Consider the following 13,310-nt stretch of genomic DNA (forward strand, 5'->3'; position numbering starts at 1 on the left):
ATACACGCAAACTGTCCGAAGGGTTCGGATAGCCTATTAATTAATATTTAAAATCTTTTATTATGAGTTCTATTAAAAATCACGTACAGTTAATTGGAAACGTTGGTCAAGAGCCAACCATTACTAACCTTGAAAGTGGTAAAAAAGTAGCCCGTCTTTCTTTAGCAACCAATGAGTATTACAAGAATGCCAAAGGCGAGAAAGTGCAGAGCACGGACTGGCACACGGTCGTGGCTTGGGGTAAGACCGCCGAAATCATCGAAAAATATGCAGGAAAGGGCAAGGAAATCGGTGTAGTGGGGAAACTCAAAACACGCTCTTATACTACGGACGATGGCAACACTCGCTATGTAACCGAAGTGGAAGCCAATGAGATTCTTTTATTAGGGTCTAAAAACGGCAATACATCTGCCGAGTAACATTCAAAAGAAAGAGGGCGCACCTGTGGAAAGTTTCGCCCTCTTTTTCATTATTCACTATGTAAATAGATAAACAATGAAGGCACAAGTTAATGAAATAAAAGAGCGGTTGCAATATTTTACGGGAACGGAAATGTTCTATTCCCTACCGCTTATAAGAACACGATTTACGGATGGACTGAAATATCTAACGGAAGTTGCCGAATGTTTTTGGCTCATTACGGATGCTTCAGTTATTGCCAAAAGTCTGATGAACCGAAGCGAATTTATTACGGTAGATTTTAAGAGATTGACCGAAGACAGACAAGACTTTATTGGTTATGAAGCCGAAATTATTTACAGCGATGGAAACGATAACATTTTGGAAACGCACCGTTATAATGCTACCGATTTTCCGCTTGATGAACTGCGATTGTTTTTTGTAAACGATACGCTGATGTTGCCGAGCGAATACTAAAATTTAGAAGGTATGATATATCTAAATTTTACCGATTTGAGCGAAGAGACCCAGGAACGTTTATTGGCAAATTCTAAAGCGGATGTAAAACAAAAATACGGCAAGGATTTAATGGACTATGCCACAAAGTACAACACCAACTTGGACAAGATGCTCGACGAAGAAGCAATGCGAAATCTTTACAGTTACAATTTCGTATTCAATATCTAAAAACAGAAAACCGATGTAAGTAGACCTTTGATTTTTTCAAGGGTCTTTTTTATTTCTTCTCATTTGCAAATTGAATTATCCACAACAATTTTTAGTTTTTGATATGGATAATTCTACGTTTCCATTTTCTTTTTCTTAAATAATTCCATCCACTTTTTATCAGATGTAAGAGCCATTACCTTTTGTAATTGTATGGAATTTTGTCCCGCGAGCGGGACGAAAAGGAATAGCAAGAGGATAACACGCTACGCGATGTTAAGCATTCCTTTTCGTTTTTAAAGTGTTGAAAATCAATCATTTGATTTTTTTTGAAACTATGAATTAACAAGAATTGGGAACACTTTTCACGGAAAAACCGTCGCAGCCCAGTAAAATTGGCAAATTTTTCACGGAAAAATGGATAAAGGATACGAAAAAGAACGGTTCGAGAGCATAAGCATCAAAACATCTGTAGTCAAGAAATTTAGGCAGTTTTCACGTCAAATTTCAAAATCACAATCGATGACCTTGCTTTTGATGCTCGAGTTTTTTGAAGATAATGGCATTTCGCCTGGCGAGAATTTAGGGCCGAAAATGCAGACGCTGGAAGAGCTTATCAAAAAGCGAATCAATGGTGTCATTGCCATTTTGCGCGATATCGAAAAGAGCCAAACCAAGCCTACCGTTGCGATGATGGAATCCTTGTTCAAAGAAGCAGAACCCAAAAAGAAACCCTTGATTCTGGAAAAGAACGCTGCGGGCAAAAAGGAAAAAATCCGCTTTCGCGAAACCGAGTCTACGAGGTTCACGACCGAAGGGAGAGCGAAGCGGTAAAGCAGAAATACGAACAAAGAAATCTAAAAGAGAGAATAATGTACATTACCATAACCGCACAGAAATTGGACAAAAATTATGGGCAAAGCTCAGCCAGTTTTGTGTCATATTTAGAGAAGGAAAATGAGGGTCGTCAGCAAGAAGAAATGGAACATTTCTTTAATCAATATGGTGATGAAATTTCGGCTGAAGAAGTGGTCCGAGAAATTGATGGAAATACTGCAAAGCTCAAAAAGAAAGAACCGAAGTTTTATTCCATCACCGTGAGTCCGTCCAAATATGAATTGCGAAAATTAGAGAACAGTATTGAAGATTTGAAGCGATACACCCGAGAGCTGATGAAGGAATACGTAAAGTCTTTCAACCGTGAAATAAACGGTCGGGCAATTACGGTCGATGATATAAAGTACTATGCCAAGATTGAGCACCAACGAACCTTCAAGGGAACGGACAAGCAGGTGCGCGAAAACCAACCTTATGCCACCAAGATTCTAAAACTGAAACAGGAAATACGAAAAATAGAACACGGCGAGGCAACGGGAAATATCGAACGCTTAAAACTAAAAATCGGAAAATTGGAAAAAGAGGCACCGTACCAACAAAACGGTATCCGCATCTTACAGGGAATGCAGAAAGCTGGAAATCAAAGCCACATCCATATCATCGTAAGCCGAAAGGATGCTTCCAACTCGGTGAGTCTTTCCCCAGGAAGCAAGTACAAGGCATCAGATGTAGAGATGCACGGTAAAAAGGTAGGGCGCGGTTTTGACAGGGATAAATTTTTTGTAGCGGCTGAAAAAACATTTGATAAGACTTTTGGCTACGACCGAAACTTTGCTGAAACCTACAAAGCGAGAAAGGACTTTGTGAAGCACCCAAAGCTGTACTACGCTGCGCTATTGAAATTGCCTGCAAATGAAAAAGCGTTGGCATTTAAAGTAATGGGCAAATCAGGCATACCGTTGATTCCCAATATTCCCACCAGTAAAGCGCAATTGGCACTTCGGGTTTTCAAAAGATTAAGAAAAGGTGCTGAGGTGGCTATTAAATCAAGCTCAATCGGGATTTAAACTAAGTTGTCTATGGAAAATCTACAGGACATATCTGACAGAAGAACAAGCTTCGATGCACCGAAGATTGAGCTGTTTACAATGGACTGTATGCAGTACCTAAAGCAATGCAACGATAAGCAGTTTGATTTGGCCATAGTTGACCCACCATATGGAATCAGTATCCATAAAATGAATTTTACACAAAGTCTTAAAGCTGGTCTGGCCAAAAGAAGAGACTATAGCTCAATTGGCGATTGGGACAAAGCTATACCTGAAAAAAAATATTGGAAAGAGTTAATGAGGGTTTCTAAAAATCAAATCATTTGGGGCGGTAACTATTTCCCGTTACCTAAGTCCCGAGGTTGGGTTTTTTGGGACAAAAGAACGGATGCTAAGTACAATACCGATTTTGCTGATGGGGAACTCGCTTGGACATCTTTCGATAGACCTATGGGTTGTTTTAGATGGTTGTGGAACGGGATGCTTCAACAGAATATGAAAAATAAACAAATGAGAATACATCCTACGGAAAAGCCAAAAGCGCTCTATGAATGGCTGCTTATGAACTATGCCAAAAATGGTTATAAAATCATTGATACACATTTGGGAAGTGGCAGCATTGCTATGGCTTGTTGGAATATGAAATATGATTTGGTAGGAATGGATATCAATAAGGAATATGTAGAATCTGCAAAGAAGAGATTCTATGAATATAAGAAACAACTAACCCTATTCTAATGCTAATTACAATCCCACAAATACTTGTTTATGTTTTGGTGCCCATACTATTGATAGCCATAGTTTTTTATGTCTTTTTCGATGATGAAGAATCTGTAAAGAAAGATAAAAGATATCAAATAAACTTCAGGACCAAATCCGGCAAGTTTAAAATCGATAACATAAAACGTGGTGCATCCATCATTGGTTCTGCAGGAAGTGGCAAAACGGAAAGTGTGGTCTATGGGTTTTTAAAACACTTTCGTGAAAACAAATTCTGCGGAATCATACACGATTACAAAGACTTTGAACTGACCGAAATGGCATATCCACTCTTTAAGGATAGCGATATTCCGTTTAAGGTCATTTCCTTCGATAAAATCATTCATAGGGTAAATCCTATTGCGCCACGCTATTTAGAGAACGAGGAAAGCGTAAACGAAGTCTCAAGGGTATTAATTGAAAATCTCTTAGAACAAAGGGAAAGCGGAACCACAGGAACGACAAAATTCTTTAACGATGCTTCGGAAGGATTGATAGGCGGATTGATTTGGAAGATGAAAACAGATTACCCGGAATTTTGCACCTTGCCACATCTCATTGCGATTTATCAATTTCTTGATACCAAAAGCTTGATTCAGTTTCTGGAAACCAATACGACATCAAGGGCAATGGCAGATGCTTTTATTAGTGGTAAGGATTCCGACAGGCAAACCGCAGGCGTTAAAAGTACGCTGGCCAATGCGCTGAAGCGAATTAGCACACAACGCATTTTTATGGCATTGTCTGCGGATGAGGTACCCTTAAACATCAATAGTGAAGCTAATCCAGCTGTCATTTCCGTGGTTAATAACCCGAAATATGAAACTTCTTACTCACCAGTCATCGCCACTATCATCCACACGATTACCAAGCAGATGAGCGTAAGAAACAGCAAGCCATCTTTCTTGCTAATGGAAGAAGCACCCACCATCCGATTGTTGAATATGCACCGTATTCCAGCAACTTTGAGAAGCTATAATATTTCAACTATTTACGTGATGCAGGATAAAATCCAGAATGATATGATGTATGGCGATAAGGCAAGTAAGGCTATTTTGAGCAATCTATCTTACCAATTCTTCGGAAAGGTAAACGACCCAGACACCGCCAAATATTATGAACGATTCTTTGAAATCATCAAGGATCCCACCAAAAGCATAAGTCGTGGTCATAATCTCGATTTTGACACTCGAGTTACCACAGGTGAAAAGGAAATCCCAAAGATTCGAGCGGATGTTTTTTTCAGATTAAAGCAAGGCGAGTTCATCACCTATGCCGATGGTAAGGATAAAAAAGTGCAGTTTAAGTTAGCCAACATACAAAGAGAATTACCGAAGAATGTAAACCAATTTTCCAAAGCAGATTTGGAGGCTAATTTTGAGCGGGTTTATGATGAGGCGAGGTCGATTTTTAATTCTGATTAAACACTAAACCTAGGATTTTGTAAATTGGACTTTCAATGTCTAAACAAAAATACTATCAGAACATTTTTGCTTTACTTAGAGGTTTAAAAACGGTACAACCCTTAAGTGAGGACTTCCATATCCATAAATTTTCAGATACGCCCAACACTTGGGTAAAGGAAACGAGCATCTTCCGTAGTGATACCTATTCCATCATTTTATTGACCAAAGGGGAAGCCGAATACAAAATTGGTCTATCCGAATATCACATTACCGAAGGGAGTATCTATTTTCAAGCACCGCAACATTTGCGATATTACAATCGGCTATCCGAATGGCAGGGCTATGTCATTGTTTTTATGGACAGTTTTTTTGAAGACCATCCAACACTCAAGAAATTAGTGACCGAGTTCGATGGTTTTAAAATCACTTCAAAAGTCGTGGTCCAATTAAGCGATGAAATCTTGTCAGAGACAGAACAAATGTTTCAGCATTTATATGATATCAGTTATTCGAAAAGCGTCCATCGTTTTGCAAAAGCAAAATCCTTATTGGAGCTCGTAATGCATCAAAGCACCGAGCATTACAATTATCAATATAGCAATCAAAAGGAAACAAAGCAGAATCGTATCGTAAAACAGTTTGAGCAAATTGTAGAAAAACATCTCTATGATATTACGCAAGATAATGTAGAACGTCTCATTACTATTTCAGAAATAGCATCGCAAATCAATATAAACGCAACCTATTTAGGTGAGGTACTTAAAAAAGTAACGGGTAAGACCCCAAAAGAGATTCTTTCCGATAGAATTGTTCTCGAAGCACGGTCGCTTTTGAACAATACAGATATGGCTATAAACGAGATTGCCTATTTCTTGAAGTTTCAGGACGCTTCTAACTTTACTAAGTTTTTTAAACAAAAAACTGGGGTTTCACCATCGGATTATCGCTTATAATCTTCTTTTTCTGCTAAAAACTGGAAAATGTACCAGTCATACTGATTTCTTTACCATAAAATACCTTCCCATCTGTCGGATATTTGTACTGTACTAAAAAACAATACAAAATGAAAACAGATAACACATTTAAACTAGGAGATTTCGAAATTAATAGAATCGGTTTTGGAACAATGAGAGCTTCAACTGGAGCTGGAATTTGGGGAGATAACTTGAATAAGGAAAATACTATTAAAGTTATCAGGACTGCCATCGAGAACGGGGTCAATTTTATAGACACCGCAGATTCTTATGGACCTTATACTTCTGAACTTCTAGTTCAAGAAGCGATTAGACCATTTAAGGATAAGGTAATGCTCGCTACCAAAGGCGGTGCGGTAAAATATAAGCCTGGAGCTATTATGGCAAACGGCCATCCATACTATTTACGTACGGCCATCGAAGGAAGTTTAAGGCGATTGGAACGGGAAATCATTGATATGTACTTCCTACACCGGGTAGACCCGAATATTCCCATTGAGGAATCCGTAGGCGCCTTGGCAGAATTCCAAAAAGAAGGTAAAATCAAACATATTGGTATTTCCAACGTAACCGTAGAACAGTTAGAGAAAGCGCAATCTGTTGCAAAAATTGATGCCATACAAAATGCTTTCAGTTTCAAAGACAGACGTTACGAGGCTGTAGTAAAGAAAACAACGGCAGAGAACATTGCTTTTGTGGCACACACACCGGTAGCGGTCAATAATTGGGATGATGACGCTTTCGCGAAAGCGGAAAAAGAAAATGTATCCACCAACCAACTTTCCCTTGCTTGGTTGCTTGATTATGCGCCGAACGTTATTTCTATTCCAGGCACATCTTCAGAAAAGCACTTGATGGAAAATTTGGATTCCTACAAGGTGGATATCAAATTTTAAAACAACAATAACAGATTAAAAAATAAAACAATGAGAAAAACAGTAACAGTAATCGCAATCGTCTTGGCAAGTGTAATGATTTACAGCTTTTCAAAAAATGAAGCAGATAGTAATGACAAAGGATTGGCCACAATGAAAGCGGACCACCTTTTGTTAGGGGTGAGCAACTTTGAGGAAACCCTACAATGGTACCAAGATATCTTGGGCTTTGAAGTAGAGGTACAATGGAAGGTCGAAGGTCTGGATAATCTGGATTTAGCTTATTTGAACAATGGTGATTTCAGAATCGAAATTATTGGGGATAAATCTTCAGAACAGAACAACAAGCAGGTAAGCGATTTTTCCGACCATCTGTCCCACCAAGGTTTCGCCCACATTTGTTTTCAGGTCGATGATATCGACCTGGCAATGAAACAGCTGAACGATAAGGGCATAGAAACCTTCATTAAAGCAGGAACATATCCACTGGATACCTATACCAGAAGGGTAGCTTTTATAAAAGACTTAAATGGGAATGTCATTGAATTTGCAGGACCACTAAAAAAATCTAAATAATAACATTTAAATACGAACACAATGAAAACACTTAACATAAGCTTTCTTCTATTACTGATGACCACGACCTTAACTTTTGGTCAGCAGGTTGAAGCAATAAACTTGGAACAACATATCAATCAACAAGCGATTGGTAAAGTAGGAATACGCACCACCTTCGAATTTAAAGAAAGTGAAGCTGAAAAAAGCATCGAACATCTTCAAAAGTTATCTCAATTTGCAACGGGCAAAAGCAATCCAATTTTCTACAGGTTTTTTCAAAATGTAGAAAAGCCAGAACAAATTGTACTCTTTGAAGAATGGGCATCCGTTGCAGACTATCAGAACGAGACCTATCAGTCATATCGCCATAAGTGCCTAAATGATTTGGTAAAGGCCATACGTGGAGTCAAATGGTACCGGGCTATGAGTAACGAAAGAGAAAAGCATAATACAGCGGACCTCGCCTTTCTGGACACTATTCCAGCCACGGCACCAACGGCGCAAAAGACATTAGATAGGTTGAACAAGGTAGGTATGGGTACCAGCCCCTTCGTGCTGTTCGTAGATGTTCCCATTAAAAAGGAAGGAATCACGGCAACGCGAAAGTCGGTCGCCCAAATACAGGTGGAAACCTTAAAAGAAGAGCGCGCCATCCATTACGGGTACTTTCAAAACTTGGAAGATGCTGGAGATTTTTTACTCTTTGAATGGTGGACCGAATCTGATGGGATGAACGACCATTTGCAATACGACTATTTCGTGCAACTGATGAAAACCTTCGGTGCCTTTGGTGGTGATGGTCGTAAAATTGGAATTTATAGACCCTTGAAATTTTAAGGGCAGAAATAAGGATTATACTATTTAAAGAAAGAAAAATGAAATCGAAGATTCACGAATATCTAAACAAATATACAGCAATGAGTAAAACAATATTTACGATAGCAACGGCGCTACTCACAATGTTTGTGAGCCTTGCTTCAGAAACAACACAATTAAAGGAAATAGCGAGTTTTAAAGAGCACAGGCCTACGGCCGTGGTTGTTTCCCAAGAAGGCAGGATTTTTACGAACCTTCCATATTCCAGTTACTCATCAGATACACATTCAAATTCGGTTTTGGAAATTTTTGAGGATGGAAGTCAAATGCCATTTCCAAATAAAAACTGGAACCAGAAAGGATACGCTTTAAATATATCTGACAGTCACTTCATCAACGTACAAAGCTTGACCATCGATGCCCAAAATGATTTATGGGTGTTGGACACCGGCTCGCCAAAACGTCAGGGTGTGATTGAAGGCGGAGCAAGACTCATCCATTTCGATTTGGAGACCAATACGGTAGTGAGCGTAACGAGCATTGATTCAAATATACTTTCAGAAAAAAGCTATCTCAATGATGTGCGAGTGGACAAATTACAATCCTTTGCCTACATCACCGATAGTGTTGACGGCGGAATACTAGTAATCAACCTAAATTCTGGGCAACAAAAACGGGTACTTCAAAATAAATTACCAGAGAATGATATACAGAAAACATTGACCATTGAAGGAATTTCATTGGTGGATGCCGCAAATTTTTATGCCACGGATGGCATTGCCTACGATTCCCAAAATGAAATCCTCTATTTTCAGTACAGACCCTTTTCTGGCTCAACCGCTTTGATGAAAATAGATACGAGGGTATTGAATGATTTTACGCTTTCGCAAAGACACACGGAAGAATGGCTACGCTTTGTTGGACGTACGGTAATAACCGACGGGATTACATTCAAGAATGGATATCTCTATTTAACCGATTTGGAGCGCAATGCCATTACGAAGTACAATCCCGAAACAAATGAATTGATTGAAGTCATTTCAAATGATAAAATCAGCTGGCCGGATAGTATTGACTTTGATAGCGAAGGCAATTTATACTTTACTACGGCACAGTTCCATAGACTACCTGGGCTAAATAACGGTGTTAATGTGCAGAAAGGGGATTTTAAAATCTACATGACCAACTCAACAGAGGTTACGAGCAAGACCAATTTTAAACTAAAGTTCGCACCACATATTGGTTTGACAAGTTTGGAAGATGGTATGTTTATCAATCACGCAGGCAAAGACCCTATTTCACAGATTCAATTTATCGCGGCACAGGGCTTTAAAGGTATCGAGGACAATTTTATGAAAATACGCCCTGTGAAACAGCAGATTGCCATTGCTCAAGAGCTTGAAAAAAACGAATTGCAACTCGGTTCGTTTGTACACAACACGACGACTTGGCAAAACGCTACGTTGGTTTCCGAACCTTCGGAAGTACGTGAGATTATCTTAAAAGAAATTAGGGAAACCGTTGAAGTTGCCAAACGGGTGAACGGTAAGTACCTGACGTTACTATCGGGTAAAAGTCATCCTACGATGGAACGTCAATATCAAAAGGCAAATTTTATAGAAAATCTAAGGGTCATTGCCAAAGAAGCCGAAAAGGCAGGACTTATTTTAGGCTTGGAAGCGATTAACGGAAAGGAATTCCCTGGAACATTTATTACCAAAGTTACCGAAGCCTACGAAATCGTAAAAGCGGTTAATAGTCCTTCTATAAAACTGACATTTGATATGTACCACGTACAGATTGAAAATGGTAACATCATCAACACCTTTGACCAGACTTTTGACGAAATCGCATATATCCATATGGCCGATAATCCGGGCAGAAGCGAACCCGGAACCGGAGAAATGAACTTTGTAAATATTCTGAAACATATTTATAAAAGCGGCTACACAGGGTTTATAGATATGGAACACGTTAGTTCGATACCCGGGAAAGAGGGTGAGCAAAATATTTTAGACATTTACAAAAATTTAAATAAGAAATTATGAAAACTATAATGATAGTACTTGTTGTACTCTTAGCAAATACCGCCATAATGGCGCAGGATAAAGAAAGTGATTTTCAAAGCATAGAGGTCTATGGACAGACTTTAAAATATGTTGAAAAAGGACAAGGCGAAACTTTGATTTTATTACACGGTTTGGGGAGCAATTCCGAAAGGTGGATAAAAAACATAAAAGTACTGGCTCAAAACTACAATGTAATTTCTTTGGACCAAATAGGTTTTGGTTATTCAGACAAACCATTGATGCCTTACAAAGGGTCGACTTTGGTAGAATTCCTGAACGGGTTTATGGTGCAAAAAGGAATAAAAAAAGCTACGCTCATTGGGAACTCTATGGGAGGATGGGTATCGGCATTATTTGCCGTAACACATCCTGAAAAATTGGATAAGCTCATTATTGTTGACCCTGCTTTTCTGCTGGGTTTACCTGAAGATGCCAATGCTGATGATATCTACGCTTTTGCGAATCCTTCCACCGTCGAAGATATGGCCAGCTATGTGAAACGTATTTTCTTTCAGAACGAGGAGTTGTTACGACCAGAAAATCTGAAGCAAAGTTTGATAAAAAAACTAAGCTGGAACGATGGCTACACGGTTCATCAAATCATCAAATCCTTACTACAAGGAAAAGACCTAATGGTAGATTCTTTAGAAGATATCAATGCCAAAACTTTGATAATCCAAGGGCAACACGACCCGATTGTACCAATGGAGACAATTAATACGCTAAAAGAGAAAATAAAGGACAACATCACCATAATCTATGAAAACAGCGGACACTCGCCAATGATTGAAGAACCCAATAGATTCAATACTGATGTCCTAAATTTTTTAAATAAGTAAAAATGAAAAAGCTAAAATCTACATTCATTGTTTGGATAGCTATTTATCCTGCAATTACCCTAATCTTATTGTTATTCGGTGATATGCTAAATCAACTTCCAATTTTACTCAGAACTTTTATTCTTACCATAATTTTAGTGCCAGCAATGGTGTATCTACTCATTCCATTTTGGACGAAGGTACTAGAGTTCAAATCCCATAAGTAATTTAAACAATGCTAGTAATTACAATGGTATTGATGCTATAAGTAATACTAAAGTAGCTAATGGAACGGTTATTGTCATATATAGTCAAGTAAAATATGGAAAAAACTTGACAAAATATATAGAATTACATATATTTGTACCCTTAGAGTTATGAGTATTACTAAAGATATAAGAGATAGAGTTGCTCGTATGGATGCTGGAGAAGTATTTACATACGATAGTTTGGCTATTCCTCAAGATGAGTTTTCTGCTGCAGCTAAAGCTTTAAGTAGATTGGTTGCTGATGGTACTATCAAGAGATATAAGAATGGAATGTATTACAAGCCAAAGAATACTGTTTTTGGAGAACTGGAACCAAGGGAGAACGTATTATTAAAAAAGTATCTATTTGAGAACAACAGACAAATAGCTTATGTGACAGGAATACGTTTGTACAATCAAATGGGATTGACCACGCAAGTCCCTAAAGTAGTGCGTGTAGCCAGTAAGGATAAGCAGATAAAGACCAAAATTGGAAATATGGTTATTAAACCTGCCAAGAGTTATGTGCGGGTTACGAAGTACAATGTACCCCTGTTGCAGTTATTGGATGTCATAAAAGATTTCAAGAACATTCCCGATTTGGATAAAGCACAGGGAGTGCGATTTATAAAACAAAAAGTTCGAAAGCTTTCCAATAGTGAAAAGAACAAATTGACCAAATTCGCTAAGTCGTACCCACCAAAAGTGCGGGCTTTTTTAGGAGCCATTCTTGAAGCACTTTCCTTAAAAAAACTGAGTCAGTCGCTTAAAGGCACAATTAATTATTTGAGCAGTTATGAGTTTGGTGTATCAGAAAAAATATTGCCCACCATTTCAAACTGGAACATTGCTTAATGAAACTTCACGAATATAAAGATGCCTTTGAAGGTGCCATTGTAGCGGCAGCACAGCACTTTTACATTCCGGAGATATATATCGAGAAGGACTATTGGGTCACCTATGCCCTTAAACAGATATTCTCGGATAAAACAGCCAAAGATTTGGCTGTCTTCAAAGGGGGAACTTCATTATCCAAGTGCTTTAAAATCATCGAACGATTTTCAGAGGATATCGACCTGGTCGTTTTTCAAAAAGAAGGCGATAGTGGCGCCGCCTTAAAGGGTAAATTAAAGAAAGTGACCAATACCGTTGGTGGTGCTTTGGCTTATATTCCGAGCCATCCTTTTGAGGTGAAACTTGGGAAAATTAGAAAGCTATACTACAAATATCCCAAGGCCAACTCTCAAGGTGATTTCGGACAAGTGAGTGAAACCATTGCGGTAGAAGTATCCAATCTCGGGAATACCCATCCTTACGAAAGTATTTCTATCCATACGATGATTGCAGAATTTATAGGCACTACGAACAATGTGGACCTAATACAGAATTATGGATTGGAACCGTTTGACGTTAATGTCTTGAGTATCGAACGTACCTTTTGCGAAAAGATAATCAGTCTGGTGCGGTTTTCTTATGCTGATGAACCTCTTAAGGAACTTGCTGGTAAAGTACGCCATACTTACGACTTGCACCAAATGCTTCGACACGATAGAATAAGTGAGTTTATGCATTCCACGGATTTTGAAGCAATGTTGGTACAGGTCGGAAAGGATGATGACAAAGCCATACCCAACGATAAAGAATGGCTGTCAAAGCATCCTTCAGAAGCAATGCTATTCAACAAGACCGAAGAGGTTTGGGAAACCATAGGAAAGACTTATAATTCCACGTTTGCCGAATTGCTTACAGGAAAGTTGCCTGAAGAAGCCCTGGTCGTAAAATCATTATTGCGGATAAGTGAACGCCTCAAACATATACAATGGAAAATGTAAGGGC

The 13,310-nt window shown here is 38.6% G+C and carries 16 protein-coding genes; all 16 read left to right on the top strand.

All coding sequences use genetic code 11. From position 1 onward, the window contains the following. Positions 1–62 precede the first annotated feature (62 nt). Complete coding sequence (locus tag ACFOSX_RS05425; protein WP_386097787.1) at positions 63–419, top strand: single-stranded DNA-binding protein; 357 nt, start codon at positions 63–65, stop codon at positions 417–419. Positions 420–495: 76 nt separating this feature from the next. Beyond that, entirely contained in the window at positions 496–876 is a 381-nt protein-coding gene (locus ACFOSX_RS05430) for a DUF6876 family protein (protein WP_386097789.1), read from the top strand. A 12-nt stretch (positions 877–888) separates the two neighbouring features. Then, entirely contained in the window at positions 889–1,086 is a 198-nt protein-coding gene (locus tag ACFOSX_RS05435) for a hypothetical protein (RefSeq protein WP_386097791.1), read from the top strand. A 396-nt stretch (positions 1,087–1,482) separates the two neighbouring features. Next, positions 1,483–1,899 carry a BfmA/BtgA family mobilization protein gene (locus ACFOSX_RS05440; RefSeq protein WP_386097793.1) on the top strand — a complete coding sequence of 139 codons (417 nt, stop codon included), beginning with the start codon at positions 1,483–1,485 and terminating at the stop codon, positions 1,897–1,899. Positions 1,900–1,937: 38 nt separating this feature from the next. After that, positions 1,938–2,969 carry a MobB family relaxase gene (mobB, locus tag ACFOSX_RS05445; RefSeq protein ID WP_386097795.1) on the top strand — a complete coding sequence of 344 codons (1,032 nt, stop codon included), beginning with the start codon at positions 1,938–1,940 and terminating at the stop codon, positions 2,967–2,969. A 12-nt stretch (positions 2,970–2,981) separates the two neighbouring features. Further along, complete coding sequence (locus ACFOSX_RS05450) at positions 2,982–3,689, top strand: DNA methyltransferase (protein WP_386097797.1); 708 nt, start codon at positions 2,982–2,984, stop codon at positions 3,687–3,689. Further along, on the top strand, positions 3,689–5,134 hold the full coding sequence (locus ACFOSX_RS05455; protein WP_386097799.1) for a type IV secretory system conjugative DNA transfer family protein: 1,446 nt from the start codon (positions 3,689–3,691) through the stop codon (positions 5,132–5,134). Before ACFOSX_RS05450 ends, ACFOSX_RS05455 begins: the two co-directional genes overlap by 1 nt. A gap of 35 nt (positions 5,135–5,169) precedes the next feature. Next, positions 5,170–6,069 (top strand): helix-turn-helix domain-containing protein, encoded by a 900-nt coding sequence (locus ACFOSX_RS05460; protein ID WP_386097801.1) that lies wholly within the window; start codon positions 5,170–5,172, stop codon positions 6,067–6,069. 110 nt (positions 6,070–6,179) lie between these two features. Beyond that, positions 6,180–6,986 carry an aldo/keto reductase gene (locus ACFOSX_RS05465; protein ID WP_386097803.1) on the top strand — a complete coding sequence of 269 codons (807 nt, stop codon included), beginning with the start codon at positions 6,180–6,182 and terminating at the stop codon, positions 6,984–6,986. Positions 6,987–7,016: 30 nt separating this feature from the next. After that, on the top strand, positions 7,017–7,541 hold the full coding sequence (locus ACFOSX_RS05470; RefSeq protein WP_386097805.1) for a VOC family protein: 525 nt from the start codon (positions 7,017–7,019) through the stop codon (positions 7,539–7,541). A 21-nt stretch (positions 7,542–7,562) separates the two neighbouring features. Then, complete coding sequence (locus ACFOSX_RS05475; protein ID WP_386097807.1) at positions 7,563–8,360, top strand: antibiotic biosynthesis monooxygenase; 798 nt, start codon at positions 7,563–7,565, stop codon at positions 8,358–8,360. A gap of 80 nt (positions 8,361–8,440) precedes the next feature. Then, positions 8,441–10,387 (top strand): L-dopachrome tautomerase-related protein, encoded by a 1,947-nt coding sequence (locus tag ACFOSX_RS05480; protein WP_386097809.1) that lies wholly within the window; start codon positions 8,441–8,443, stop codon positions 10,385–10,387. Next, entirely contained in the window at positions 10,384–11,247 is an 864-nt protein-coding gene (locus ACFOSX_RS05485; protein ID WP_386097811.1) for an alpha/beta fold hydrolase, read from the top strand. Before ACFOSX_RS05480 ends, ACFOSX_RS05485 begins: the two co-directional genes overlap by 4 nt. Positions 11,248–11,249: 2 nt before the next feature. Beyond that, positions 11,250–11,453 (top strand): hypothetical protein, encoded by a 204-nt coding sequence (locus ACFOSX_RS05490; protein WP_386097813.1) that lies wholly within the window; start codon positions 11,250–11,252, stop codon positions 11,451–11,453. A gap of 150 nt (positions 11,454–11,603) precedes the next feature. Further along, the gene (locus ACFOSX_RS05495; protein ID WP_386097815.1) at positions 11,604–12,329 is read left to right on the top strand and encodes a DUF6088 family protein; all 726 of its coding nucleotides are present in this window, start codon (positions 11,604–11,606) and stop codon (positions 12,327–12,329) included. After that, the gene (locus ACFOSX_RS05500; protein ID WP_386097817.1) at positions 12,329–13,306 is read left to right on the top strand and encodes a nucleotidyl transferase AbiEii/AbiGii toxin family protein; all 978 of its coding nucleotides are present in this window, start codon (positions 12,329–12,331) and stop codon (positions 13,304–13,306) included. Before ACFOSX_RS05495 ends, ACFOSX_RS05500 begins: the two co-directional genes overlap by 1 nt. The last annotated feature ends 4 nt before the right edge of the window (positions 13,307–13,310 follow it).

Source organism: Winogradskyella maritima (assembly GCF_042650215.1).
Classification (GTDB): domain Bacteria; phylum Bacteroidota; class Bacteroidia; order Flavobacteriales; family Flavobacteriaceae; genus Winogradskyella; species Winogradskyella maritima.

Bases quoted from the DNA above. Each gene is read 5' to 3' on its own strand.
- ACFOSX_RS05425 (WP_386097787.1), top strand. From the start codon at position 63: ATGAGTTCTATTAAAAATCACGTACAGTTAATTGGAAACGTTGGTCAA.
- ACFOSX_RS05430 (WP_386097789.1), top strand. From the start codon at position 496: ATGAAGGCACAAGTTAATGAAATAAAAGAGCGGTTGCAATATTTTACG.
- ACFOSX_RS05435 (WP_386097791.1), top strand. From the start codon at position 889: ATGATATATCTAAATTTTACCGATTTGAGCGAAGAGACCCAGGAACGT.
- ACFOSX_RS05440 (WP_386097793.1), top strand. From the start codon at position 1,483: ATGGATAAAGGATACGAAAAAGAACGGTTCGAGAGCATAAGCATCAAA.
- mobB (WP_386097795.1), top strand. From the start codon at position 1,938: ATGTACATTACCATAACCGCACAGAAATTGGACAAAAATTATGGGCAA.
- ACFOSX_RS05450 (WP_386097797.1), top strand. From the start codon at position 2,982: ATGGAAAATCTACAGGACATATCTGACAGAAGAACAAGCTTCGATGCA.
- ACFOSX_RS05455 (WP_386097799.1), top strand. From the start codon at position 3,689: ATGCTAATTACAATCCCACAAATACTTGTTTATGTTTTGGTGCCCATA.
- ACFOSX_RS05460 (WP_386097801.1), top strand. From the start codon at position 5,170: ATGTCTAAACAAAAATACTATCAGAACATTTTTGCTTTACTTAGAGGT.
- ACFOSX_RS05465 (WP_386097803.1), top strand. From the start codon at position 6,180: ATGAAAACAGATAACACATTTAAACTAGGAGATTTCGAAATTAATAGA.
- ACFOSX_RS05470 (WP_386097805.1), top strand. From the start codon at position 7,017: ATGAGAAAAACAGTAACAGTAATCGCAATCGTCTTGGCAAGTGTAATG.
- ACFOSX_RS05475 (WP_386097807.1), top strand. From the start codon at position 7,563: ATGAAAACACTTAACATAAGCTTTCTTCTATTACTGATGACCACGACC.
- ACFOSX_RS05480 (WP_386097809.1), top strand. From the start codon at position 8,441: ATGAGTAAAACAATATTTACGATAGCAACGGCGCTACTCACAATGTTT.
- ACFOSX_RS05485 (WP_386097811.1), top strand. From the start codon at position 10,384: ATGAAAACTATAATGATAGTACTTGTTGTACTCTTAGCAAATACCGCC.
- ACFOSX_RS05490 (WP_386097813.1), top strand. From the start codon at position 11,250: ATGAAAAAGCTAAAATCTACATTCATTGTTTGGATAGCTATTTATCCT.
- ACFOSX_RS05495 (WP_386097815.1), top strand. From the start codon at position 11,604: ATGAGTATTACTAAAGATATAAGAGATAGAGTTGCTCGTATGGATGCT.
- ACFOSX_RS05500 (WP_386097817.1), top strand. From the start codon at position 12,329: ATGAAACTTCACGAATATAAAGATGCCTTTGAAGGTGCCATTGTAGCG.